The 24633-nt window shown below is 67.0% G+C and carries 20 protein-coding genes; 14 read left to right on the plus strand and 6 right to left on the minus strand.

From position 1 onward, the window contains the following. Positions 1 to 12: 12 nt before the first annotated feature. The 14 genes from AB0O48_RS30415 to AB0O48_RS30480 all read left to right on the plus strand — a co-directional run bounded on the left by AB0O48_RS30415 (position 13) and on the right by AB0O48_RS30480 (position 13610). On the plus strand, positions 13 to 717 hold the full coding sequence (locus tag AB0O48_RS30415; protein ID WP_365069391.1) for an HAD-IA family hydrolase: 705 nt from the start codon (positions 13 to 15) through the stop codon (positions 715 to 717). A gap of 58 nt (positions 718 to 775) precedes the next feature. After that, entirely contained in the window at positions 776 to 2473 is a 1698-nt protein-coding gene (locus AB0O48_RS30420) for a hypothetical protein (protein ID WP_365069392.1), read from the plus strand. A gap of 114 nt (positions 2474 to 2587) precedes the next feature. After that, on the plus strand, positions 2588 to 3364 hold the full coding sequence (locus AB0O48_RS30425; RefSeq protein ID WP_365069393.1) for a 3-deoxy-manno-octulosonate cytidylyltransferase: 777 nt from the start codon (positions 2588 to 2590) through the stop codon (positions 3362 to 3364). A 72-nt stretch (positions 3365 to 3436) separates the two neighbouring features. Further along, complete coding sequence (locus AB0O48_RS30430; protein WP_365069394.1) at positions 3437 to 3976, plus strand: AAA family ATPase; 540 nt, start codon at positions 3437 to 3439, stop codon at positions 3974 to 3976. A gap of 207 nt (positions 3977 to 4183) precedes the next feature. Beyond that, positions 4184 to 5221 carry a methyltransferase domain-containing protein gene (locus AB0O48_RS30435; protein WP_365069395.1) on the plus strand — a complete coding sequence of 346 codons (1038 nt, stop codon included), beginning with the start codon at positions 4184 to 4186 and terminating at the stop codon, positions 5219 to 5221. Between the two features lie 148 nt (positions 5222 to 5369). After that, on the plus strand, positions 5370 to 6611 hold the full coding sequence (gene fxlM / locus AB0O48_RS30440) for a methyltransferase, FxLD system (RefSeq protein WP_365069396.1): 1242 nt from the start codon (positions 5370 to 5372) through the stop codon (positions 6609 to 6611). Continuing rightward, positions 6608 to 7159, plus strand: coding sequence for a kinase (locus tag AB0O48_RS30445; RefSeq protein WP_365069397.1), 552 nt, complete (start codon positions 6608 to 6610; stop codon positions 7157 to 7159). The genes fxlM and AB0O48_RS30445 overlap by 4 nt, the downstream gene beginning before the upstream one ends. Next, entirely contained in the window at positions 7156 to 8067 is a 912-nt protein-coding gene (locus tag AB0O48_RS30450; protein ID WP_365069398.1) for a phosphotransferase, read from the plus strand. The genes AB0O48_RS30445 and AB0O48_RS30450 overlap by 4 nt, the downstream gene beginning before the upstream one ends. Beyond that, positions 8064 to 9392, plus strand: a complete 1329-nt coding sequence (locus AB0O48_RS30455) for an MFS transporter (protein WP_365069399.1) — start codon at positions 8064 to 8066, stop codon at positions 9390 to 9392. Before AB0O48_RS30450 ends, AB0O48_RS30455 begins: the two co-directional genes overlap by 4 nt. A 63-nt stretch (positions 9393 to 9455) precedes the next feature. Then, complete coding sequence (locus AB0O48_RS30460; protein WP_365069400.1) at positions 9456 to 9911, plus strand: hypothetical protein; 456 nt, start codon at positions 9456 to 9458, stop codon at positions 9909 to 9911. Between the two features lie 41 nt (positions 9912 to 9952). Then, positions 9953 to 10522: a nucleotidyltransferase family protein gene (locus AB0O48_RS30465; RefSeq protein WP_365069401.1), complete on the plus strand. Its 570-nt coding sequence runs from the start codon at positions 9953 to 9955 to the stop codon at positions 10520 to 10522. 33 nt (positions 10523 to 10555) lie between these two features. Then, positions 10556 to 11425 carry a carbon-nitrogen hydrolase family protein gene (locus AB0O48_RS30470; protein WP_365069402.1) on the plus strand — a complete coding sequence of 290 codons (870 nt, stop codon included), beginning with the start codon at positions 10556 to 10558 and terminating at the stop codon, positions 11423 to 11425. A 95-nt stretch (positions 11426 to 11520) separates the two neighbouring features. Next, positions 11521 to 13158, plus strand: coding sequence for a GNAT family N-acetyltransferase (locus AB0O48_RS30475; protein WP_365069403.1), 1638 nt, complete (start codon positions 11521 to 11523; stop codon positions 13156 to 13158). Positions 13159 to 13211: 53 nt separating this feature from the next. After that, entirely contained in the window at positions 13212 to 13610 is a 399-nt protein-coding gene (locus tag AB0O48_RS30480; RefSeq protein ID WP_365069404.1) for a hypothetical protein, read from the plus strand. A gap of 60 nt (positions 13611 to 13670) precedes the next feature. On the opposite strand, the gene AB0O48_RS30485 is transcribed toward AB0O48_RS30480, so the two are convergent. The 6 genes from AB0O48_RS30485 to AB0O48_RS30510 form a co-directional block, all read right to left on the minus strand. Further along, positions 13671 to 14441: a carbon-nitrogen hydrolase family protein gene (locus AB0O48_RS30485; protein ID WP_365069405.1), complete on the minus strand. Its 771-nt coding sequence runs from the start codon at positions 14439 to 14441 to the stop codon at positions 13671 to 13673. A gap of 185 nt (positions 14442 to 14626) precedes the next feature. After that, a complete protein-coding gene (locus AB0O48_RS30490; RefSeq protein WP_365069406.1) occupies positions 14627 to 15448 on the minus strand; it encodes a sugar phosphate nucleotidyltransferase in 822 nt (273 codons plus the stop codon). 257 nt (positions 15449 to 15705) lie between these two features. Beyond that, complete coding sequence (locus AB0O48_RS30495) at positions 15706 to 18510, minus strand: RNaseH domain-containing protein (protein WP_365069407.1); 2805 nt, start codon at positions 18508 to 18510, stop codon at positions 15706 to 15708. Further along, the gene (locus AB0O48_RS30500; RefSeq protein WP_365069408.1) at positions 18507 to 21851 is read right to left on the minus strand and encodes a hypothetical protein; all 3345 of its coding nucleotides are present in this window, start codon (positions 21849 to 21851) and stop codon (positions 18507 to 18509) included. The genes AB0O48_RS30495 and AB0O48_RS30500 overlap by 4 nt, the downstream gene beginning before the upstream one ends. Beyond that, positions 21848 to 23086, minus strand: coding sequence for a hypothetical protein (locus tag AB0O48_RS30505; protein ID WP_365069409.1), 1239 nt, complete (start codon positions 23084 to 23086; stop codon positions 21848 to 21850). Before AB0O48_RS30505 ends, AB0O48_RS30500 begins: the two co-directional genes overlap by 4 nt. A 62-nt stretch (positions 23087 to 23148) precedes the next feature. Then, complete coding sequence (locus AB0O48_RS30510; RefSeq protein ID WP_365069410.1) at positions 23149 to 24432, minus strand: hypothetical protein; 1284 nt, start codon at positions 24430 to 24432, stop codon at positions 23149 to 23151. Between the last annotated feature and the right edge of the window lie 201 nt (positions 24433 to 24633).

The raw sequence follows: 24633 nt of genomic DNA on the forward strand, positions 1-24633 counted from the left end.
ACTGGAGTGCCGATGCCAGGACAGGACCAGCTGTTCGACCGACAAGGTGCGGCGGTAAGCGATCCCACAATTCCCGTTCAAGCGCTGTTACTCGACCTGGACGGCGTTTTGGTCGACAGCCTGCCCGTCATGCGGGAGGCGTGGACAGCGGTCAGGAGCAAACACCGCATAGACGTACCCTTCGCGGCATACCAACAACACCTGGGCCGTCCGTTCGCGGACATCATGCACCTGTTGAATCTGCCCAATGCAGAGCATCTACAGGAAACGTACGACGACGCCGCGCGAGCCAACTCCGACCAGGTCGAGATATGCGCGGGCGTCGAGGAAGTGCTGCAAACCTTCGTTGCCCGGGGATGGCTGCTCGGCGTCGTCACCTCGAAACCGAGAAACAGAGCTCTACCCCTGCTCAAACGGATCAGCCTTCCGTTTGCCACGCTCCGCACACCAGGCGCCGAGAGAGGCAAGCCCGCTCCCGACCCATTGCTGCTCGCGGTCCTCGACATGGGCATCGACCCGCGTCAGGCCATCTACGTCGGCGACATGAACGTCGACCAGGAATCCGCCCGCCGCGCTGGCCTCGGTTACGTACACGCCGGATGGGGCTACGGGCAGCCGGGCCCGCCGCCCCCAGCCCTCGCGCGCAACCCCGCGGATCTACCCCGTCTGCTGTTGGCGCACGACACCTCGCCAGCAGCCAGCCGCATCATCCAGTGAACCTCGTGCACGACGACGACCGACGCCTACCCCGAGCTGGCTTTCAGGAGACCGATCGATGGCACAGGACGCGCAGACGCACGACGTCGTACCGGCGGCGATCGGAGATCGCTACCCCGTCGACCGTCGGACGGTCCGTCAGCTCACTGAGCGGCTGATGACCGCCCTCGAAGAGTATGCGAGATCCGGCCCGGAAACCCCAGGTGGCGCCCCATGGCTGCACATCCACCACATCCCGGTGCGTCGGCTGCTCGGACAGATAGTCCGGAAACTGCTAGAACCCAGCTCCGACACTCCTATCGCCTCCGCACCAGGACTTGCTCGTCCCGCCGGCGGCGAAGGGCTGATCACCACGCGCGACGGCAGCGCCCGTGAATACGTCTATTACACCGTCACCCGGTCCGGCATGGCATACGTCCTCGGAGCACCGCCGCGCTGGGATCCCCCTCAAGATCTACGCCTAGTGGCGCAGGCGGTATCCGCCCCACAGGACGGTAGCCAACCAGCTGAGCCTGTTCAGGACAGGGCAGAAGCGGTCGCTTTGTCATGGTCCTCCAGACACGCGGACACGTTGCTACCTGTACTGGGAGAACTCCGCCGCCGCGGACGCAGCACTCTGCTACTCGACATGGCTACCGATCCGACGCAACAGGCAACTCCCTTTGGCGTGCCTGTACGCCGTGTTCCCCCCCGGCTGCTGCAGCTCAACGGAGGCCTTGCCTGCCTGACGTCACGCAAGCATCCAGACGCAGTCGATCACGTTGTCGTCAACGGCCACCGCGTATGGCTCGACCGACTTGAGCGCTTGGCAGGCGCCCTCCTTCAGGAGAGCACCGGTTGCACACAGCCGTCCTGGAAAGCAACAGTCGCCATCGAGGGTTGGCTTACCAGCCTGCTGAAGGCCGCCAACGCCCGCGTGCTGTTGGTAGCGGATGACATCGGTCCCTTAGGAGCGCTCGCGGTCCACACCGCAGATCGCCTCGGCATCACCACAACTAACGTGCAACACGGGGCATGGATAGCAGATTCTGTGTCGCGTCCCGCCCTCCAAGCGCGGCTTCAGGTCGTCATGGGAGAACGCGATGGCGTCCTCGCGCGTGCGTGGGTGCGGCATCCCGCGGCTGAGATCCACGTACTCGGGCAACCCCGCTTCGACGCCCTAACAACCATCGACCCCGGCCCGCAACGCCGCTACCTGCTGCACCTGCTGCGGTCCGCAGGGCACGATCGGGTAGGCCGGATCATTGTCCTCGCCTGCCAGCCAGCTACCCCCGCACGCCTCAGAAGACAGACCAGCCTCCTACTGGACGGGTTGAGCAAAGCGCAGGGAAATTGGGGTCTTGTGCTGGCTCCGCATCCCACGCAAGAGCAGGCTTTTCTGCGAGCCCTGGTCGAGCCGTCTCAGTTACCGGTTGCCTTTGCCGGGGAACAGGTCGGCGCGCGAGGTTGTCTGGCCGGTGCCGACGCAGTAGCCAGCGTTTCATCCACCTGCGGGTTGGAAGCGATGCTGCTGGGCCTACCCGTACTTGAGTTGACCGCGGACGATGAGACCACCCTTGGTCTGGCTGACCACGGCGCCGCGCTCGCCTGCCGCACCGTTAACGATGTCACCGCAGCGCTTAACTTGAGCGGTCGGCGGCCGATTCAGACGAGCGTCGAGGCGAGAGACGCAATCTGTCGGTGGAGAGGATCCGCCGCTCAAGACATCGCCGACCTCGTCCTCATGCGCGCTAGCTCCGGCTGGTCGGGCGATTGATGATGCAGCTACACGGCCAATTTTGGCGTGGGCACCACGGAGACGAGAACACACGGCGACGCAACCTAGGGCGCGGCGAGATGTCGAGCGCGTCGTTCATCGATAGGAGGAGTCATGGACAGCCTTGTTAGCGATACCAGCCCAGCCGCGGATCCCAGCCATCTTGCCGTCATCCCCTGCCGGTGGGGGTCGACCCGATTTCCCGGCAAGCCCCTCGCCCTACTCGGCGGAAAGCCGTTGTTTTGGCACGTCCACCAACGGTGCCTCATGGCCCGATCGATTGTGGGCGCAGTCGTGGCTACCGACGACCACCGGATCGCCGATGCGTGTCAGGAATTTGCCATTCCGCATGTGCTTACTGGTTCGCACGAGACGGGAACCGATCGCGTCGCTGAATGCGCCCGACATATCGCAGCTGACGGTTACATCAACGTCCAAGGTGACGAGCCCTTCATCGACCCCGAGGCCATCGACGCGGTTTCCCGCGCACTTGCGCGATGCCCAGAAGATATCGCAGTCGTCAACGCATGCGCCCGAATCCGAGATGCTGCCGAGGTCGAGAACACGAACGTCGTCAAAGCTGTTCAGACGATCGACGGACGGATCCTGATGTTCTCGCGCTATCCAATCCCGCATTCGCGCGGCAATCATCCGAGCCACCTTCGGCAGCTCGGGCTCTACGGCATGACCGCACATGCTTTGCAGGCGTTCTCGTCGCTGCAACAAGGCCCGTTGGAACGGGCCGAGTCCGTAGAGATGCTTCGACTCCTGGAGCACGGCTACTCGATTAAGGTTGTCCTGACGCGACACGCCGGGCCTGCGGTCGACACACCGAATGATCTAGTCGCTGCCCAACAACTGCTGGACTCGGCGGCGCAGCGTGTCGGCTAGTGACGTGCGGACGAATCTCCCCCCCACTAGGTCATTTACTGGTGCACTCGCCAGAGGCATGAGGAGTAGTACATGCGCGTGATCTGGATCAACGGTGCGTTTGGTGCTGGTAAGACGACTCTGTCGCAGCAGTTGACGACCGAGGACCCCCAGCTCCTGATGTTCGATGCGGAATTGCCAGGCTTCATGCTCCGCGAGATCGTTCCGCCGCCGGTGAGCGACGACTTTCAAGATTTGAGGGTATGGCGTCGTAGCGTGGCGGATACAGCCATTGCACTGCTTGAGGAGTACGGACGCACGCTTGTCGTACCGATGACAGTGGTGGTGCCGTCGTACCTTGACGAGATTTTCAGCCGGCTGCGCGCCCACAACGTGCTTGTCGACCACTTCTTCATCGACGTGCCCACCGGCGTTCTCCGGACCCGCATCGCGGAGCAGTCAGTCTGGCCAGATGACCCGGTTCGTGATGCGCAGGTATGTGCTTGGCGGCTAAAGCAGATAGCCCGCTGCGGTGCGGCTGTCAGCTTACTGCCGGCGGACACGGTGGTGCTGGATGGTCAACTTCCGGTGGCGCAGCTGGCCTCAGAGGTGTTGGCACGGTCAGTAACATGATTTGCCGTAGCGGGAACCGAGCCTTTGGGTACAGCCTCAGCCTTACCGACGGGTGATATGGCACCCCGGGCCAGAGCCGCAGCGTTGTTGGCAGCGAGCCAGCCGGCAGGGTTGTCGCAGTCGTGATACTCGCCGGTGACGGGGTGGACCAGCGCGTCGTTGTCGTGGGCGTAGGGGATGACTATCTCGCGTCGCGAAAGGGGTCTCGTGAACGCCGTCGATCCGGTGTTCGACCGTGTGCCGGAGCGCTACTACACCCACAATGAGCACCGAGGCGAAACACTGCACCGGTCCGCCGCAGAGGCCATCCAACGTGACGTGATCGCCCTCGACGTCAACGAAGGCGCCCGCGTGCTGGAAGTCGGCACTGGCACGGGATACTCCGGCGCGTTGCTCGCCGCGCGAGCCGGGACCACCGGCCGCGTGACCAGCATCGACATCAGCGACCACTTGGCCGGCTGGGCAGATCGGCTACACCGCCATCGCGGCGTCACCACGGTCACCTGCCACGTCGCCGACGGGATGTCCGGCTACTCAGCGCACGCGCCCTACCAGCGGCTCGTGGCTTGGTGCACGCCCCCACGGCTACCCCGGGCGTGGGTGGACCAACTCACCCCGGACGGACGGATCGTGGCCTGCTTGCCCATAGCCGCGCAGCCCTCCACCACCCTGATCGCAACCATCACCCTGTCCGCGGGACAACCGCGTGTCGAGACGGTCACCTTCGGCGGCTACGCCCAGAGCACCGCCACCGCCGTTCACGACGCCCTGACCATCCCGGGACGCTGGGTAGACCACCACATCGACCAACCCCAGCCGGCATGGATATCCGTCGGCTGGCGCGACCACGACGATCCGCAACACACCGGCGCCCGCACAGCCCTCAACCTGCTACTCAACCCCGGCCATACCGAGACCTATGAGGGCGCACCCCTGGACTGGCTGTCATGGACGGCCTACTCCCTCGTTGCTGGCGGACCACGACGGACCATCGCCGCCCTGGGCAGTGGAATGCGCGGCATCGGGCACACAACCGTGACCACCGCCGCCGTCATCCTGACCGACGGCACCATCCTCGCCGACACCCCGAACTCCCCGTCCCTCACAGCGCTGCGGACCTGGCTCCGCCATTGGGAGCAGGCGGGACGTCCGGAGGCCGCGTGGTTCGACACGAACCTTGTGCGGAACGACGGGGATGACCTGCCTGGATGGGACCTACGAATCACCGCCGGCACCGGCGGATGACGCCCGCATGACCACGATTGCCCGCCATGAATTCACCCACGTCGCCTGATCTTGAGCGGGGCGCGTCGCAGCAACGGGCCGATGCTCGTCGCGGTCGGCCGGCTGCTCACCTGATATTCGTTTCCGTATCGAGGGAGGAGATGTCCTCGTGGCACCTGGAAGCAGAGCGAGCGAGACGTTGACGGCGGACGACGCTCGCCGGCAGCTGGTCGACCAGCTGCGTAGTCAGGGTTGGATTACCCGACCGGAGGTGGCCGCGGCGTTTACCGCGGTGCCGCGGCACCTGTTCGCGCCGGCGGGTACCAGCATCGAGAGCGCGTATGCGAATGATGTTGTCGTCACCCGACGCGGCTCGGACGGAAAGGCGACCAGTTCGATCTCCGCGCCGTGGTTGCAGGCGTACATGTTGGAGACCGCCGGGCTGAGGCCCGGAGCCCGGGTCCTGGAAATCGGCTCAGGAGGGTACAACGCCGCGCTGATCGCCGAGGTCGTCGGCCCGGCCGGAACGGTCGTCAGCGTCGACATCGACGCGCAGGTCGTCACCCACGCGCAAGCGGCGCTGGCACGGGCCGGCTACCCGCAGGTCGAGGTGGTCCACGCCGATGGCGTCCACGGCCATCCTGCCGACGAGTTGTGGGACGCGGTGCTCGTCACGGTCGAGGCCAGCGACCTGCCGCCCGCGTGGACCGACAAGCTCTCACCAGCCGGCAGGCTGGTGGTGCCGTTGCGGATGCGCGGCAACACCCGCTGCCTCACCCTGCAGTTTGCAGGTGACCACCTGGCCGCGACAGCGTCCGTGCAGTGCGGGTTCGTCGCGATGCAAGGCCACGGCCGGTTCCCGGCCCGCCGGGTGGCGCTGCGCGGCGACGACGCCGTTCTCACCCTGGATGACGACACCACCACCACCAACGCCGAGGCCCTCCGCGCTGCCCTCGATGGGCCACGGGTTGAGGTGTCCTCGCCGGTGACCCTGGACACGAGCATGGGCACCTACCTCGAGAGCCTGCACCTGTGGCTGGCCAGTCAACCTCGCCCGTACGGCGTGCTCAGAGTCGATCGGGACCGCACCGCCGGCCTGCTGGATCCACAGGACCGCTTCTTCTGCCCCACCCTGCTGACCAGTGACAGCCTCGCCTACCTGACCATGCGCGGCTACGACACGACGACGTGGCAGTTCGGCGGGCACGGCTTCGGTCCGCACGCCACCAGACTGACCAGCGATCTGATGGACCTGACAGCTGCCTGGGACCAGCAGTTCCGGGCCGGCGCCGGCCCGGACATCACCGTGCACCCGGCCGGCACCCGACTGCCCGACACGGAACGGTTGCGGCTGCTCGTGCCCCGCCGCCACACGCTGACCGCGATCACCTGGCCGGAGAAAAACCGATGACCAACACAGAGTTGCCGATCTTGATATGCCTTCGGGGGAACTCCGGCTCCGGCAAGAGCACCGTCGCCCGTGAGTTGCGGTATCGGCACGGCCGCGGCTGCGCCCTCGTCGGCCAGGACCATATTAGGCGGATCCTTCTGCGGGAACGTGACAGGCCAGGTGGTCTCGCGCCCACGCTCATGGCGCAGAACGTCCGTTTCTGCCTTGATCACGGCTACCACGTAATCCTGGAAGGGATCATGCACACCGCCCGGTACCGGAGCATGCTCACCGAGCTGCGCGACGCGCACCGCGGGCGAACGCTCTTCGTCTACCTCGACGTATCGCTGCCAGAGACCCTGCGGCGACACGAAACGCGTCCCATGGCGGCGGAGGTGTCGCCGGACCACCTGCGCAGCTGGTACACCCCACACGACGTCCTCGGCTGGCCCAACGAACTCGTCCTCCCCGAGACCACCACCCTGGAGGAAGCAATCGAGCGCATCGCCACCGCCGCCGGCCTGCCGTTGACCGGCCGCAACGACGACCTGCTCCCAGCCGTCCCATGACCGCACCACCCAGAGCAACCCCAGACCACGCCGGTCCCTTGGCGGGCGGGGCGGATGACGTGTACGCGGCGCTGGTCCGCCGTGCCGCTGCCGCACGGGTGGGCACCGGCCGGGTAGTGCACCGCACCGACAAGGCCATCGTCGCCACCGGCCGCCACGACGGCCAACCGGTGATCGTGAAGCTGTTGACCACCGACGACCCGTACTGGACAGGCCGGCGCCAGCACGAACTGCGCATGTACGAACTGTTCACCGATCAACCGCCACCCGCGCGCGTGCCGCGGGTCCTGTACGCCGACGCCCACCTGACCGTCCTGACGCAGCTACCCGGGCAGCGCCTGGACGACCAACGCCACCTCACTCGCGACGTCAGCCCGACCACCTCACAGCTGGTTCTGAACACCCTCGACACCCTCTCCGACTGGACACCAGCACTGCCACTGCCGCAACCTGTCGACTACCACGGCCGGATCGACGCCGAACACGCCGCCGGACTCCTCGACGACGCCGACCAGCACGCCCTGCACACCCTCGTCGACCAGCTCGGCCCGCATCGGGTCACCGCACACGGCGACCCCCTACCCGCGAACCTGCTCCTCGACCGCGAGCACTGCGCCCTCATCGACTTCGAGCACACCGGCAGCTACTTACCCGGCTATGACCTCGCGCTGCTGCACATCGTCGCCGCCGCAGCCAGCCCGACCCTCACCGCCGCGATCACCGAACGCGTGCAAACCGCCGACATCACCACCGCCTACTCGGTCAACCTGCTCCTGCTGACCTGCCGAGAGATCCGCCTGCACACCGTGCTGCCAGCAGCCGGCGCGACCACGTCCCGACTCGCGCACCTGCGACAGCTACAGAACCAGGCACGCCACGGCGTTCAGGCGCTGATGCGATGGGCATGAACCGGACGATCGCCAGTGCGCGGGCCCACCGCAGCCCCGCGGGCGGCTCACCGGCACCTCCCCCGCTGAGCCGTGACTTCCACCGCCTATGGGGCGCATACTCGATCAGCCACCTGGGATCCGCCGTCGGGGCGGGCGCGCTGCCGCTGGTCGCGATCCTGCTGCTGGACTCAACGGCTCTGCAGATCTCCCTGCTCGCGGTGATCTCCGGCCTCGCCTCAGCGGTCATCGTCCTACCCCTGGGCCCTTGGGTGGAGTTCCGGCGCAAACGGCCTGTGATGATCGGCGCCGACCTGCTGCGCTGCGCGGCCCTGACCAGCGTCCCCATCGCCGCCGCGCTCGGCGCCCTGACGTACGAGCAACTGTGCGTCGTCGCCGTCGTACAGACCGCCGGCACCATCGTGTTCAGCGCCGCCAGCGGCGCACACCTGAGACACCTGGTCACCACCGATCAACGCGTCACCGCCAACAGCCGATTCGAGACCTCCCAGTGGACGGCGAACAGCCTCGGCTCACCCATCGGCGGTGTCCTCGTGTCCTGGCTCGGCGCTACCGCGTCCATCACCGTCGACGCCGCGAGCTTCCTGATGTCCGCGCTCGGAATCCGCCGCCTGCGCAGCCCCGAACCGCCGCCACCAACGCGGCAACCCGCCCCGAGCCGGGGCCGGGAAGCCATCGAAGGATGGCGGCACATCCTTCACGACCCTGGTCTGCGAGCCCTGTTCGTCAACGCCATCATCTTCGGCGGCGCCATCACGGCCAGCACGCCCATCATCGCGGTGTTCATGCTCCGCGACCTACACCTGGCGCCCTGGCAGTACGGCCTGGCCCTCGGACTGCCCTGCCTCGGCGGCATCCTCGGCTCCCTCACCGCCGGTCCCCTCACCACCCGATACGGCCTCCGCAGGGTCCTGCTCACCACCGGCGTCGCCCGCACCCTCTGGATGGGATTCATCCCACTTGCCCCGCCCGGCACACCGGGCCTGATCGTCATCACCCTCGCCGACACACTCCTGCTGTTCGTGGCGGGAACGTTCAATCCCACCTTCGCCGCCTACCGCATGAACCACACCAGCGAGCACTGCCTGTCCCGCGTCCTGACCGCCTGGTCCATCACCAGCAAACTCACCCAGCCCGTCTTCATCGCCGTCGCCGGCATCCTCGCCGCCGTCACCGGCCCCCGCACCGCCCTCACAACAATCGCCGCCCTCACCCTCACCAGCGCCGCCTTCCTGCCGTGGAAGACAACCTCGAACAGCACGCCCCACACCCCCGCCGCCAACCCGCCCAGAGGGACGTCGCCGATCGGCACGTCGTTCCGGTAGCGCGAGCACCCGCCTGCCCACCGCCGTCACGGCCACCGCCACCACACCCAGGGAGAACGCAGAATGAGCGATGACAACCCGCAGCGGCGGTCACCCCGCCGCTACACCGGCACCACGACCGATTTCGTGCTGGACGGCACCATGGGACGCCTCACCACGGCCACGTCATCCGGTCAGCTCACCCACGTCGACCTGCGCGTCGGCAAACACGGCTCCACCCTGGCCGGCCTAACCGAAGCGCTGTCCACGGCGCTCACCACCGCTCTGCAAGCCGGAGCGCCCCTACCCGAGATCGTGGCGCCACTACGGCACACCCACTACACCCCCTCTGGCGCCACCACCGACCTAGACGTGCCACACGCAACCTCGCTGAGCGACTACCTCGCACACCGCCTTCACCAGCAGCACACCAACACCGCGCCACCGCACCCAGACGCCGCGCAGCTGCCTGGAGACATCCAAGCCAGCCCGCAGCCACGACTGCCCACGGCCAGCTGGGTGCCGCACCCCCGCAGCTGACCCGACCTCGATCAACCGGTCCTGTCGGAGGTGAATAGGGCATGCGCGATGACGAGTTACGCGGCCTGGTCGGCGGGAGCCAGCCGCTGATGCGGGCGCTGCGCGCCGTGCGGGACGCGGGCCTACCGGACGCCTGGATCGGCGCCGGCGTCCTCAGGGACCTGGTGTGGGACCAACGCTACGGGCACGGATTCGAATTCTCCCAAGTCCGGGACATCGACGTGGCTTTCTTCGACCCCACCGATGTGACCCGGGCCAACGACGAGCACGCCACCGGACGTCTGGCGACGATGTGGCCGGGACCGCCGTGGGAGGCGAAGAACCAGGCCGCCGTGCACACCTGGTACCCCGCCCGATTTGGAGGCGACGCCGTCCCCGCGCTGCGGAGCATCGTCGACGCGGTCGCGACCTGGCCCGAATACGCCACCGCCGTCGCGATCCGTCTCGACGCCGGCGGGCACATCGCTGTCTGCGCACCACACGGACTCGATGACCTTCTCGACGGTATCTGGCAACGCAATCCGACCCGAGTCAGCCAGGTCGTGTCCGCGCAACGACTAGCACGGCAACGCCCCACCCACCGCTGGCCCCAAGTCCGAGTCCTCACCTGACCACCACGATCGACGCCAGGAGGCTCACCCCGAATGCTCGACGCCCGCCGAACGGACAACTCGTCCACTCTCACGATCGCTGCCGCCCAACCGCCGGTCACCTGCGACGCCACGCTCAACGGCACCGCAATCCGTGCGCTCATGCGCCGCGCGCATCAGCAGGGTGCCCACCTGGTGCAGTTCCCTGAAGGCGCCCTGTCCGGCTACGCCGGGCAGGCCAAGGACCACTTCGTCGACTGGAACGTCGACTGGACAACGCTACGGCGGGAGCTGAACAAGACGGCCGCGCTCGCGGGTGAGCTCGGCCTGTGGGTGATCCTGGGCAGCAACCACCGACTCAGTGGCGAGCACCGTCCGCACAACAGCCTCTATGTGATCTCCGACCAGGGACGCATCGTCGACCGCTACGACAAGCGCTATCTCTCCCACACGGAGATCACCCGCTTCTACACCCCCGGCTTCACACCAACCGTCCTCGACCTCGCGGGGTACAAGCTGGGCCTGGCACTCTGCATCGAGATCAATTTCCCGGAGTTGTTCCTCGACTACCTGCACAGGGGCGTGGACTGCGTCCTGTTCTCCACCTTCTCCGAAGACCCGATGTTCTCCGTGATCGCCCAGGGCCACGCCGCCACCATGAGCCAGTGGATGAGCATCTCGGTGCCCGCGCAATGCAGCACCGCCATGCCCGCCGGAATTATCGGCCCGCACGGCGGCTGGCTCGCCCGCTGCGCACCCGATGGCACCGCCGACCTGGTCTGCGCAACGCTCGACCGCGACGCCCCAGAATTGCGCATCGCCGTACACCACGCCCGCCCCTGGCGCGTCACCGCCCGCGACGGCGCCATCTACCGGCAACGGCGCGTGGACGATCCGCGCAGCCACAACCGCGCCGAGAGGTGACAGTGGTGCCGAACCAGGCGCCACCCATCGAACAATGTCGTACAGCGACGGTACGGTCACTTCTGGCAGTTTGTTGTGGTGGAGGGAGCTTGCTCGTGGTCAAGCGCAGCAGCCGATCTCGGCGCAGGGAACCGATTCGCCGGCCGATTCCAGCAACACGACTGTCCGCCTCGGCGGACAGGGTCACCGACCTGACCGGGCAGCGCCTGGTCGACGGCTGGCCGGTGACCGAGCAGGTGCGAGTGCGGCTGGCCCGCGGCGCGGATATGGCCGCAGTGCGTCGGCTCACCGCGCTGGCCGGTGTCCGTCTCGAGGACGAGGTCGCCGACGACGTGGACGCCGGTATCGGCGGGGCCGCGTTGCGGGCCGGCTTGGACGGCGGTCCGGACACGTTCATGCGATACATGGCCGAGAAGTTCACCGGCCCGCAGGCCATGGATCCGAGGAGGCTGCTGCCGCCGGCGACGCTGGTGCTGGTGGCCGAGCACGACCAGCGCGGCGTGGTCGGAGCGGTGGTCGCATATCCGCCGGGTGGTGTGCTCCAGCAGCTGGTCGAGCATCAACGGCAGGCAGGGTTGGGCAGTCAGCAGCTGTTCCAGCTGGTCATGGCCGGAGTGATGTGGATGGTGCGGATCAAGGCGATCGCGGTCGACGAAACGATGCGCGGCCGCGGGATCGGCAATGCGTTGCTACACCGCTGCCAGCAGATTTACGCCCACTGCGGCTACATGATCACGTATGGGCAGATGGCCGACAGCCCGGAGCTGGAGCGGTTCTACCGCAGCCACGGCTTCGACGTGCTGGAGCGTGACAGCGGGTTCGACCCGTGGGTGGTCCTCGGGGTTCACGCCGAGATCCGCCCCGACCCGGGTGAGCGCACGTTCGTCCGGCATCAGAAGGCAGGCGCGAATCGGCGGCCCGGTCGGGTGCCAGCACCACGACACAGCAGCAGGACGCCGTTCGACCCGGGCACCCTGGCCCTGCATGACGATCACCTGCCGGCACTGCTGACGCAGGGCTCTGGCAAGGTGCTCGCCATCCAGTTCCTGCCCCTGCTCTGGATCAAGATGGCCGAGGGGCAGCGCGCCAACGCGTGCATCGACGCGTGTACGCAGCTGCGGTACGCCTACCAACAGTTCGGGATCGCCGCCGAAATCCTGCCGGTCGGTGTGGTGATCCACGACCCGGACGGCGGTCGTACCCGGTACGCGACCGACGAGCCGAGCTGGTACGACGACACCACCCTGGTCGGGCACACCATCCTGCTACTGCCCGAACACGACAGACTGGTGGACCCGACCATCGAGCAGATACCAGAGGTCCGGGCACTGCGACAAGGTCCGGTCATCGGGCGGCTTCCTGAGCCGAACCGGCAGGCGCTGCGTGACGGCGATACCAGCTTCGCCGTCCAACGCGCTGACCTGCTCATCGAATACCAGCCGGTCCGGCCCGAGCATCGGGATCGACTGCTGAGCGGGCCGCTGCTGGCCCGAAACGACGTCCAGTATCGGCGCGGCGCTGTCAACCTAGCCGCAATGGCCGTACAGGCGTTCCGCGATGCAGGAGCCGCCGATCGCATCCGGCAGACCCCCGCCTTCCCCCGCCTAACGGCGCTGCTCGATGCCATCGGCGACGCTCCGATCGGCGTCGACGAAACCACCAGCGATGTGCTGATTTACCTGCCCGGGGGGCCTGTCCGGCTCGACCAAGTCCCGGTCCCCCGATTGCCGTAGGGGAATGACGGTAGTCCCGACTGCGGAATGCCTTCACCGCTCGGTTGACGGCTATGGGACGCGGATCGGGCATCGTCGCATCGACTATCCGCAGCGGCGCGTGGACGATCCGCGCAGTCACGAGCGCACTGGAAGTGACAGTGGTGCAGAACCTGCGCGGCTTGTACCGAGGCCGACCTCAGTTCCCGCTGATGATCGTCGGTTATGGTCGATTCGACCACGCCCACGTCCCCGCCAGCCTGCGGAAACAACTGATGGAACTAGCCGCCAGCGACACTGCCCATTGGGGTCTGCTTTTCGTGCTCGACGCCCGAAGGCGCCGTTGGACCCTCTTCTCCTCCGACGCGGAGTACGCGGCGCTGTTCGCACCCGCCGCCCACACCCTGAACCTCGACGTCGACGTCTTCACGACGAAGTTCCCCTGCTGGAGCAGCGGATGGCGGATCACCTAACTAGGGCACCTGCGTTCGCCCGGGGATCGCCTCAGGCTCCAACCGGCGTCAGCGGCAGCGTCACCCACACGTGGCCTGACCCGGCGGCTTGCAGCGTCCGATGTCGGCGGTCGCCATGCCCGGCGTCATCTCCGCGACCTGCGCGACGACCTCGCCCTGCGGGCTGATGATGTTCGTCGGCCCGTAGCCGATCCGCTCCGCGCCACGCTCACCGGTGACGTCAGCTGACACCAGCCACATGCCGCTCTCCCGGGCCCGGGCGGCGCGGATCGGGGTGTGCCGGTCCTTCCATTGCAGGGCGGAGGCGCGGCGCATCATGTTCTGCGCTGGGACGAGGAGCAGTTGCGCGCCCTGCGCCGCCACCGCCGCGGCCGCAGCAGGTACCCGGGTGTCAGAGCAGATGTTGATGCCGAACCGCACGCCTTTAACCTCGAAGGTTGGGTAGTCCTGACCTGGAGTGAAGAGCGATTCTCCCGGCATGAGGTGGGTTTTGCGGTAGACGCCGAGGAGCTCACCGCCGGCCACGACGACCGCTGAGTTGAAATACTGGCCCGCCCGTCGTTCGATGACACCGAGGACAAGGGTCTGCCCGATCCGGCCCACGCGGCGCAGCAGCGCAGCGAACGACGCGGAGCGCAGATCCATAGCGTGGGCGTCTAGGTGCTGCTCCTGCACGAGATAGCCCTGCAGAAAGCACTCCGGGAACAGCAGCAACTTCACATCCCGCTGATCAGCCTCGCGGCCGAACTCCTCGATGCACTGCACCGCCGCGCCGACATCGCCCAGAATCTCCGGGGTCTGACAGGCCCCCACCCGCATCACCTCGGCCACTCCGAAACCCTAGCGAGGTCCGACGACGTTGCTGCTTGCGCGCTGACAGTGGGAACGGCACCGCCGCTGCGGGACCTCCTGTGAGACTGGCCGGCGTGGAGGGTCACGGCACGCGCAGACGGGCAGCGTTTCCGCCGCCGGGCTAGCCGGTCTGAAGGCGCTTGTACGACCGGGACCGGCCAGGCCTAGGGCATGGCTGCGGCGTTGTTGGCCGCGAGCCAGCCGGCGGGACTGCCGCAGTCATGGTACTCACCGGTGACGGGGTGGATCAGTACGTCGTTGTCGCGGGCGAAGGCGATGACGGCGTCGGTGGCCTGATACTCCCCGTTGGCAGCCGGAATCAGCTCCTGGAAGTAGGCCATCGCGTCAGCGGGTAGCAGGGTACGGCTGATGTTGATGTATGCGGTCGACTCGCCGTAATCGTGCGGCTTCTCCAGCAGCTGATCGAGTAGCTGGTGACCCTCGGAGGCTCGCGGGTGCAGGATGCCGTAGCGGTGGGCATCGGCGCCCGGCACCGTAGCGGCGGCAAGCGCGGCCGGCACTGCGGCGGCGGCCCGGGCAGCGGCGAGGTCGGCCAGGTCTGACCCGCCGTCGTTGCGAAGCAAAAGGTCGTCGCCGGCCACCAGGAGGAAGTCGTCGCCGGCGATGAAGTCAGCGGCGACGATCGCGGGCAGCGCGGTGCCGTACCGGCCGTCGCGGGGTTGTTCGATGAACGTGAAGTCGGCTTGGCTGTGCAGTTCGGCGACGGACGCGTACTTGTCCTGCCAGCCGCGTGCGGTGAAGTAGTCCTTCAGGTCGTGGTCTTCGGTGAAGTAATGACGCACCTGGCGGCCGATCTCGCCGGGGGCGGTGACGATCGCGATCTCACGGGTGCCTGCGGCGACGCAGTCAGCGACCGCGTAGGCGACGACTGGTTGGTTGAGGATCGGCAGCATGCACTTGTTGATCGTTTTGCCGATCGGGAAGAAGCGGCTGCCCATGCCGGCGACAGCGATGACGGCCCTCACGCGCTTACCCTTTCGGTTGGGTTACACCGGCCGTCAACGTGTAGCGACAGTGAGCCGGGCGGACCAATGCAGCTTACGCATCGCATTGGGTCAATTCGGGCACCTAGTGAAGGCGCGCACGGGCGCAGGCCGCCGGCACGGGCGCAGGCCGCCGGCGGCGGCCTCGATCCCTCTGCGTACGAGAACGACGCCCGTCCGGTGTCGTCTACCGAGACTCAGGCACCGAATGCAAACCCCGGACTTGACGCAGGAGCTACTTATCGTCCCGGGCCGTCTTCCTCCTCATCGGACGCTTGTGCTGTGCGGCGATATTGAGGATGGCCCTCGTCCATCTGAATGGCCGCGTGCAGTGCGACTGGATAGCGGGCGCGGCCGGACCAATACATGGTCTGGTGACAGAGCTGAGCGGTGGCGACCGCGAGTGCCTCATGAGAGACACGGTCATTGAGGGCGATGGGGTAGATCTCGGTAGCGGTCATCGAGTACCACGGTTCGGGCATCTCGCTCTTGCGGCGTTCTTCGCGGTTCTCGGAGATGACGGACCGTTTGGCGTCCCACCTGGTGTACTTCGCGCCGAGCCGGCCCGAGTTGCCACCGTCGTAGTTGCGCGGCACGTTGCACAGGACCCAGACTGGCGTGCCGAAGTCCGTCTCAATCTCGTAGAGAGCGTTGGTCGTCTCGCCTTCTCGTACGGCGTCTTTTGTGCTGAGTACGTGGGTGTAGGCGATCGGTGGGGGCACTCTGTCGTCGGCGATGTTGACGCGGATGATCGCGTCGGGGCGTTCATCGTCTTGCAGGCTGTAGCCCGGCAGCCACCGCTTACTCTTCCCTTCTCCGGGTTGGCTGCCCTGCTTGCTGTTCTGCAACCCATCCCAGATGCGGCGGGCGCTGTCCTCGTCGACGGTGACGACGTACGGCCGGCCATCGAGGTCCTCGGCGAGGTCCTGCAGTGCCTGTTCGACGACGTCGCCGACGTCGTCCCAGCGCTGACGGTACGACTTCTTGCCGCCGGTCTCCTGCGGGTATTCGGTCTCGTGGAACTGGTTCTGAGCTTGGCGGTAGGGCTGCCATGAGGCGACAGTCGAGCTCCAGCCGAGCAATTGCCACACGTCGCCTGGCGTCGGCGGCGGGATCAACGCGGTCGCGGTCACGACCGTTCTGGGAGAGCTCTTCTCACCCTTGCGTTTGTTCTGCTGGCGGATGTGGAAGCCGACGTGGGCGATACGGTCGGCCCCGTACCCCGCGTGTCGCTTCTCAGGACGCAGGGCGTTGGCGATGCGGTCGTCGATGATGCCGAGCGAGCGGTAGAGGTCGAGCAGCGCCATCTCTGCCGGGTGGTCGGGGTCCTTTGGCTCGATGATGCCGTTGGCGTTCCTGCCGAGCAGGTACTGGCTGGCGATGTCCTTGCTCGCCAGAATCATCTTGCTCTGTGGCTTCGCGTCCGCGTCCTCCAGTTCGGCGGGTTTGAGGCCTGGGATGTCGTCGGTGGTGGGGATGTGGGTTTCGCACCAAGCACCGATCAGGACGTCGCCGCTGGTGTCGAGTGCCGCGGCGGCGGGGTTCAGTGCCTTGGTCCGGCCGTTCGGGCTACCGTGCGCCAGGAAGTTCGCCGCGAGGCGGAAGACGGCGGTGATCGTCCCGCCGAAGAGATCGATCTCTTCGCCGTCGTGCGGGTCGAGGCCCTCGGTCTCGAGGCCGTACGTCTTGGCGAGGGCAGCGATCATCCGCAGCCGGGTTTCGTCGCGGTACCAGAGGCAGACCAGGCGCAGCTTGGTGAAGCCGGCCGCTTTGACTGCGGCGGCGATGGAGGCGGGCTCGGGAAACGCGCTGCCCTTGCCGCGCAGAGCTTTCTTGGACCCGGTGGCTTCGCGTTCTGCCTTGCGGCGGTCCATCTCCGCCTTGGGCACCCTCTCGGGGTCAGTCGGTCGGTGCGGCAGAGCCATGGTGGTGGCGCGCGCGATGAGTGGCTCTGCCCGGCCCTCAAACCGGCCCAGGACGTGCTCGTTGAGGATCCGCAGGTGGTGCATGCCGGTGCCGACGCCGATGGGGAACGGCCGGCTCTTCGGCAGTACGGGCCAGATCTGGGCAGGGCGTTCACGGGAGAAGCTCAGGGTGGGCCTGCGGTCCTTGCCTGCCTCGGCGATGGCTTCGGCGCGCATGCGCTGTTCGGCCTGCGAGCGGGTCGCGATGGCCTGCAGGACGGAGTAGTCCATCTCGAGGCGTCCGAGCGCCTCGAGCGCGTAGCGGCTGATGGTGCGGGCGCCGCCGCCGCCGTGCAGGCCCACTTCGAGGACCGGGCGGCTGTCACCGGGCTGGACCGCCAGCACGGTCCTGCTGTAGATCAGTGAGTCCGAGATCCGGGTCACCCGGGAGGTCACCATGAGTACGGGGGTGGCGATGTTCGGCACCGTTTGCAGCGTGAGGGCGGTACGTGACAGGGCGTACCGGCCGCCCTGGTCGTTCTCCCAGGGGTCGTCGAGAGCGATCAACCCGCCGGTGACGTCTGGCCGCAGTGGGATGGCAAGGCCTTCGCGAACCGTCCAAGGGCCGGCCAGCTTCTGCGCCAGGCCCCAGGCGATGGTGCGGAACACCCAGTTCGGGGCGACCGGCTGAGTGCCGGTCTGCGGCCGGACGTGCTCGGCGAGGTAGACCTCGCTCTCCGGAGTGTCGGCGATCTTCTGTGCCAGCTCCGGCGGCTGCCGCAGGTCGATTTCGTGGATCGCTATACCCTGGGCCAGCCCGTGGGTGAGGGTGAACACCCGGCACAGGAGCTTGTCGTCGATCCGCTCCCGTGATGCGAGGAACGGCTGGGGCCCACCAGGCTCGAAGTAGACGTATCCGCCGGTGAGGACGCTGAGCACGGTGGTGGCGATCGAGTACGGGGCCTGGGCGGAATCGTTGCCGTACCGCTTCTGGCAGGCGCGGTTCAAGTTCTCCCACAGGGTGCGTGTCTCGGCGTCCAGGTTCCTCAGGTAAACGCGGTCGTTGCCGACGAGGTCGGGAGTGCAGCGGTACGCGAGCGTGTCGAGATAGCGTCCGGGCTCGCGGTGGTGTCGGGTCACTCGTCCTCTTCTCGGAAGGCGTCCAGCACGGTGGGCTCGTTGGGGTCGATTCCGGCGTACGAAAGGAACGCGTTGAGCGCTTCGCCGTACAGGTCGTTCATCTGTTTGCGCACGTCGGGCGGCCATTTTGCGTGAATGCGGCGCAGGATGGTGTCGAGGTCAGCGCTCCAGGTGTCCTCGTGGAAGGCGAAGTCGACCATGTGCAGGACGGCTTCGGTACCGCCACGGCGGGCCCGACCGGCGAGCTGGATGAGGTCGACGATCATGCCGGCGACCACTTCCTCCTGCAGGGATTTCTGCATGGAGGCGAACTGGCTCGCCGAGCGCAGCAACAGCCTCAGCCTCTCCCAGGCGGCGTCGCGGGCGGCGGCGAGCGCGGCGACGGGATCACTGCTTCCACCGGCGGGGAGGGCGCGCATGCCGGCTGCGTTGATGCTCCCGTACATCTCGGACGGCTCGTTTAGCAACGCCAGGGGCCGCACGCACAGGTAGACCGACCGCACCGCGGAGCGGATGCCCTTGACGATGTTGAGGCCACGCGCGATCAGCGACAGCGGCACGACCAGGATGTTGCCCCGGTCCGGGAAGGTCTCGAACTCTTCCTGGGTCAGCCGGACGGCGAGGTTCTCGCGGGGCAGGTCCGGATTGAGGCTGTGCCGGTCCTCGGCGCGCACGGCCACGCACAGTCCGGACCGGTAGTTCCCGGACTGGGCGATGCCGCGGGCGAGCAAGGCGCACTGCTCGTAGGAGTTCGCGACGACGAGCACGTGGGCGCGGTCGGGGTCCTCGCGAGCTGCCCGTTCCAGCTCCCGGCGGATGTGCCGGTCGTACAGCTGGTCGCCGAGCTCGATCAGGGCGTCTCGTTTTCGGCTGGTGTGCAGTCCCGAGACTTTGATCGGTTCGCCGAGCAGCGGGTGCCCTTTGCCGTAGTCGATACGCCTTTTCCGGGCGCGGATGGAGCGGGCTTGTGCGTCGGTCATCCACCAGCGGACCGGGGCGTGGACGTGTTCGCGGACGGCCTGCGGGAAGAATGCCGTCGCTGACAGCCCCATGACGGGCCGTTGCGTTCCGGCCAGGCTCAGCGAGACGATCCCACCAAGTTCGGCGGTGAACAGGTGCGGGTCGCCGCCGATGGTCTGGGCGACCAGCTCGGCGCTCTTCTGCCTGTCATCGAGGCCGGTGACCCGGTAGCCGGTCAGGGATCGGCCGAGCATGCCGATCGGCATCACGGTGGTGATCGCCGAGTGCTGGAGCTGCTCGATGATCTTCTGAGCGGAGCGCAACCCGGACGACCGGAAGCGCTGCGCGTTCTTGCGGACCTCTGCGAGCGCCTCGTCGAGTTCGATCATCACCGCGCGGGTCGCCAGCAGGTTGATGATCTGGGCTCGGCGGTGCCCGTCCTTGATGACGTCGCCCAACAACTCGTGTAGTTCGAGCTTGACCGCGTCAAGCAGGCTCTCGCCTCGTGGTCCTACCAGTGCGCTCAGGCCCCGTTGGACGTCCGCCCATACCGGTTCGAGGGCGCCGCTCGCGCGTCCGTGCCGGTCGGCATGCTGGTAGCGCTCAGGCATCAGCGCGTTGATCCGCTCGACGATCTCGGTGGGTATGCCCGCGTCGCCGATCTCTGAATCGGGCCACAGCAGTCGGGCCAGTGTGCGGTCGCGGCCACGCGCCATGTGCCAGCGGCTGCTGGTCTGATCGGGAATGCGTTCCTCGGCGCGCTGGTCCTCGGCAGCGTGCAGTTTGAGCGCGTTGCGGCAGATACTGAGCAGCAGGAACTCAGCCATGAGCCGCACGTGGCTGACCGACGGCAGCAGCACGTTCTCGTCGTCGATGGGCAGCCGCTTCGCGTCGGTATCGATCTCCTGAGGGGCCGAGGTCCAATGACGGCGCGAGTGCAGTTTCACGTCGCTGGCGCAGCGTTCGATGGCCCTCGACTGGAACTGATCCACCTCGTCGATGAGCACGGCATGGCAGGTACGCAGGGCGAACTCGGCAGCCGTCAAGGTCCGCACGGGGCGGCCATCGAGATTGACGCCGATCCGCAGGGTGCCCTGCAGGAAATAGAAGTGGTTCATGACAACCACGTTCGCGTCGCACGCCTCGTAAACCGGGGTGAACTTGCTACAGGTCGGGATCCACGGGCAGGCCGAGACTCCGACGCCCTGACGGCCGAGCGAGAGGCAGGGTTCACGTCCGGGCGGGTAGTCGCCGGTGGACTCGGTGAACTCGCGTTGCGCGCATCCGTAGGCGAGCGGGTCGATGTCGCGTTCTCCGCGTAGACCCCAGTCGCCGGGCGATTCGGGGTCTTCGTCGATCAGCGAAGCGTGCTTGACGGCCCGCTCGCGCATGCTGCTCGAGGACATCAGGTGCGCGCACGTCGGTGTGTGGTCCAGGTCCTGTTGCTCTCGGAGATAGGCCAGGTCGCCCTGGATGTTCGAGGTCATCGCGAGGCAGGACTTGATGTCCGGCTGCACGAGCGTGACTCGTAGGTTGCGCAGGGCGAACCAGCTGGCCATGACCCGGACCAGCACGCTCTTGCCGGTGCCGGTGGGAGCGTGGAAGATCTCCAGGCCGACGGCCGACATTGTTAAGACTTCACGGGGCGAGACGACGTCGGTGGTCTGCAGCACGTCGACCAGGCCGGTGAGCGTGGTGTGCAGGAACCGCTTGTCCGGCGGGAAGCGTTCGTCGATCTGGGCGGCCAACGTCAGGAGTTCGTGCGTGGGAATCTGCAGCTCGGGCGTGTAGGGGACGGTCGACACGTGCGGCAGCTGGTCGAGGGCGAACGGTTCGGTGAAATGCGGATAGCGCGGGATCCGCACCCGCCCGTGGATCTGACCGCCGTCCTTGACGTAGATCGTGGGGGTACTCCACGTTCCGGGGCCCGCGAAGTCCGGCGGCTTCGGGCGGACGCTTGGGCGCCGGAACCGGGCGGTCTGGCGATCGACGTAGTCCAGCAGGTTCCCGCCAACGCGAGGAAACGCGGCGTCAGCCCTGAACGGGTTGTTCCCGGCGAGCTCAAAGGCCGCAATGGGTGCCTGTTCCTCGTCCGGACCTGGATCGGAAGGGGTGAGGGCGGTGCGGGCGGCGACCGAGAAGGCACGATGCTCGGCCAGGTCGGCCGGGGCGATCGATCCGACCAGCGCGATCCGCTGCTTCTCGTCGTGGGTGAGGCTGCTCCAGCGGTCCCACACCGTGTATTTCCCGGACAGCAGGAACGCGGCGTCGGCAAACCCGGCGGCGTCACGTGCGTCACCGGGGATACGGCGCGGGAAATAGTGGGCTGCCAGTGCCAGGGCGGCGTGCACCACACTGGTCTGCACAGTCGGGTCGCTCATGCCCACCTCACCCCCGCTTGCTTGCAGACCAGCTCACCGAAGGCCGAGGCGGTGGCCACCTTCATGTCGTACTTCTGGCACACCTCGGACAACAGCGGAACTTGCCCGGCCCGGTAGTCCGGGACCACGAGCCATCCGGCGCCGCCGCGGTCACCCTCCTGCGCATGGATAAGGCTCGCGAGCGTCGTCGCCGACGTGTAGTCCTTGACGTCGACCTTCAAGGACGTCTTGGTGCCAGGGATTGTCACCTTCAGGTCGTAGGCGTCCAGGGCCGGCCAGAGGTCCACCTTCAGCCCGCGTTCGACCAGCCGGTCCCGCAGAGCCAGCTCCGGAATCCCCGGCACCGTGGTGTATCGCCAGATCCCCCGGGCCAGCGCCTTGTGGTTCTCCGCCGGCATCGGCTGGGGAACAACATCGATGTCGGGAAACAGCACCGCTTCGCGAGCGGCGAGACGGTCCGGGCGTGGCTCGGGAAGGAGTTCGGCAGCAGAACCGTCATCGCTCGGACGGAACAGGTAGGAGGCCCCCATCTCGGCGTGCGGGGTGTGCCAGCATCGAGCCGACCCCACCAGCGCACCGGCGCTCTTCGCCAACGCCAGCCGCATCGGCCACCGGCAGATAGGACACTCGTACCACCAGCCCTGGTGGATCGAGGCGTACGGGATGTCGGTGTAGAACTCGACCACGGTCGGCGGCAGCCGCAAGTCCGCCAGCTCATCTGTCGGCCCGGAAGGATATCGGATCAGATCCGCACGCCCGTTTTCGTAGACCGATTGAACGCCCGGTTTGCTCAGCGCCAGATACACAGTCTCCTCCTCCACCTCCTCCCGCAGCTCGCGCACACCCGCGAGCATGTCCGAGCGGCGATCGAGTTTGCGCAGAGTGTGCAGCAGCATCCTCTGCTCGAAGTCCAGATCGAAGGCGTCCTCCGTGACCTGCCCGTCCTGATCCATGACGAGCAATCCCTTGAGATCGACTGGCTCCACCCCCGCGGGCAGTAGCTGCGCAAGGTCACCCGAAAGAGCCTGCCGGAACCTGCCGAACGGCAACGGGCTTCCCGGGCCGCGGGCAGCCAGCACAATCCCGTGGCACTCCATTAAGGTCTCCAGCCGCCGCTCCGGCTTCCACCCGGCAGCAGTGAGAGCCTTCGCGGCATGCACGGCCGCCTTGGTCACGAGGTACCGAACATGAAGATCACTTAGTGTGCGCGCGTCGTCATCGACAGCATTGGTCACGAGGGCGGATGTTAGACCCACCCTGTGACAAGAGCGGGGCCCGAAAGAGGTCGGGGCCGGTGTCAGAAATCAGACGATGAGGCTTTTGAGGCCGGGCACTCCACGCGCGGATACCGCTGACGATAGGTGTCCGCGAACTCGACGACGTGACGCCGGCCGAGATCAGTCAACTGCCACCGGAACTCCACCACGTGCGTTCCGCCGGGAGCCAGCACGGGCACTGCCTCGATCAGCCCTCTGCTCGGCGGGCCACCGGCCGCGTTGCGGTAACCGACGCCAAGAAAGAACAAAGATCTGCCCGCCAGCCGGTCCTCCGGCAGGCCCTCGGGCTCGGCCGCCGCGACCCGGGCCAACACACCCCATAACCACTCCGACAACAGATGCGGCTCGTGATCCACTTCGGCAGCCTCATCCAGACCTGCCCGGGCGGCAGCCCGTCCGCGTCGGGTGATCTTGACGGCAATCCGAACGACCTCACCGGCATCCGGATGATCGATGACGTCCTCGGTCACGATCACCAGGCCCCGGCGAGCGAGGGCGTGCAGGGTCCGGCCAGCGCCCGGGTCATGAACCCCACGTCGGCGCAGCCGCTCCTGGAGACGCGTATGACCCGGCTCTGACGACGCCGCTTTCAGGGCCAGCGGCAACTGACGCCACTCGGCGGCCGGCGGCACCGGCAACCGCTGCAGCCGACGCATCCACATCTCGGTCTCGGTCATCCGGTCGTCGCGCATGATCTCGCCCAGATACACGCGCTGCCGCTCATTGAGCGATGCCCACGCCTCGGCAGCGGCCCGAGACGGCCCCCTGCGTCCTCCGCTTTCCACCGCCGGCGCAGGATCCTTCGGTCGGGTGCGCATCCACGCGTCCAGAACCATCCGGGTCGGCACCCGATAGATCTTGGCCAGCGGCGGCAAGAGGCGACCGGTCATCCCCGGCTCTGCCCAATCCCGGCCGGCCATCGACTCACCGCATTCGAGCGCAGACAGCGCCTCCGCCGACACACGCAGATCCTGACCGGCCTGGGATGCCTTCAACAACTCCGACGTGCGGGCCAGCGTCAGTCCGATCAAGAAGCGCAGATCAGCAAGTGTCTCCTGGCCTGGCACGATGTCGATCAGCTCATCAGGGCGGCAACTCACTGCCTCGGCCAGGCGTTCCACCTCAGCCGGAGTTGCCGCGAGCAAACCTTCCTCATAGAGGAACACCTTCCGGGCGGACAGCCTTGCGCGTACGGCCGCATCGCGCCGCGCCAAGCCACACGTCAACCGTCGTGCGGCCAGCGCCCCCGGAATCAGCCGACGGGCCGCAGGCACGATCATGCCGGCGTCGACAACCGTCGTCACGCCGCCCACGTCGGTCCGACATCCGCAGACATAGCCTTCATAGCCATCGCAACCGTCCCCACCAGCGACGATAACCCGTTACGGGCCAAACTGCAGGCGACCTAGGGGACCGCCCTTGACTCACAGTCTCCAAGTATCGAACACATGTTTGATCGTTGCATGGATGTGTCGACTAGTCGAGCGGTGCAGTGCTGGAGACAC

Origin of the sequence: Micromonospora sp. NPDC085948, assembly GCF_040686315.1 — a bacterium.
Lineage (GTDB): Bacteria > Actinomycetota > Actinomycetes > Mycobacteriales > Micromonosporaceae > Micromonospora.

Excerpts from the sequence above, each read along its gene's own strand:
- AB0O48_RS30415 (WP_365069391.1), top strand. The coding sequence starts at position 13 with ATGCCAGGACAGGACCAGCTGTTCGACCGACAAGGTGCGGCGGTAAGC.
- AB0O48_RS30420 (WP_365069392.1), top strand. The coding sequence starts at position 776 with ATGGCACAGGACGCGCAGACGCACGACGTCGTACCGGCGGCGATCGGA.
- AB0O48_RS30425 (WP_365069393.1), top strand. The coding sequence starts at position 2,588 with ATGGACAGCCTTGTTAGCGATACCAGCCCAGCCGCGGATCCCAGCCAT.
- AB0O48_RS30430 (WP_365069394.1), top strand. The coding sequence starts at position 3,437 with ATGCGCGTGATCTGGATCAACGGTGCGTTTGGTGCTGGTAAGACGACT.
- AB0O48_RS30445 (WP_365069397.1), top strand. The coding sequence starts at position 6,608 with ATGACCAACACAGAGTTGCCGATCTTGATATGCCTTCGGGGGAACTCC.
- AB0O48_RS30450 (WP_365069398.1), top strand. The coding sequence starts at position 7,156 with ATGACCGCACCACCCAGAGCAACCCCAGACCACGCCGGTCCCTTGGCG.
- AB0O48_RS30455 (WP_365069399.1), top strand. The coding sequence starts at position 8,064 with ATGAACCGGACGATCGCCAGTGCGCGGGCCCACCGCAGCCCCGCGGGC.
- AB0O48_RS30460 (WP_365069400.1), top strand. The coding sequence starts at position 9,456 with ATGAGCGATGACAACCCGCAGCGGCGGTCACCCCGCCGCTACACCGGC.
- AB0O48_RS30465 (WP_365069401.1), top strand. The coding sequence starts at position 9,953 with ATGCGCGATGACGAGTTACGCGGCCTGGTCGGCGGGAGCCAGCCGCTG.
- AB0O48_RS30470 (WP_365069402.1), top strand. The coding sequence starts at position 10,556 with ATGCTCGACGCCCGCCGAACGGACAACTCGTCCACTCTCACGATCGCT.
- AB0O48_RS30480 (WP_365069404.1), top strand. The coding sequence starts at position 13,212 with ATGGGACGCGGATCGGGCATCGTCGCATCGACTATCCGCAGCGGCGCG.
- AB0O48_RS30500 (WP_365069408.1), bottom strand. The coding sequence starts at position 21,851 with ATGAGCGACCCGACTGTGCAGACCAGTGTGGTGCACGCCGCCCTGGCA.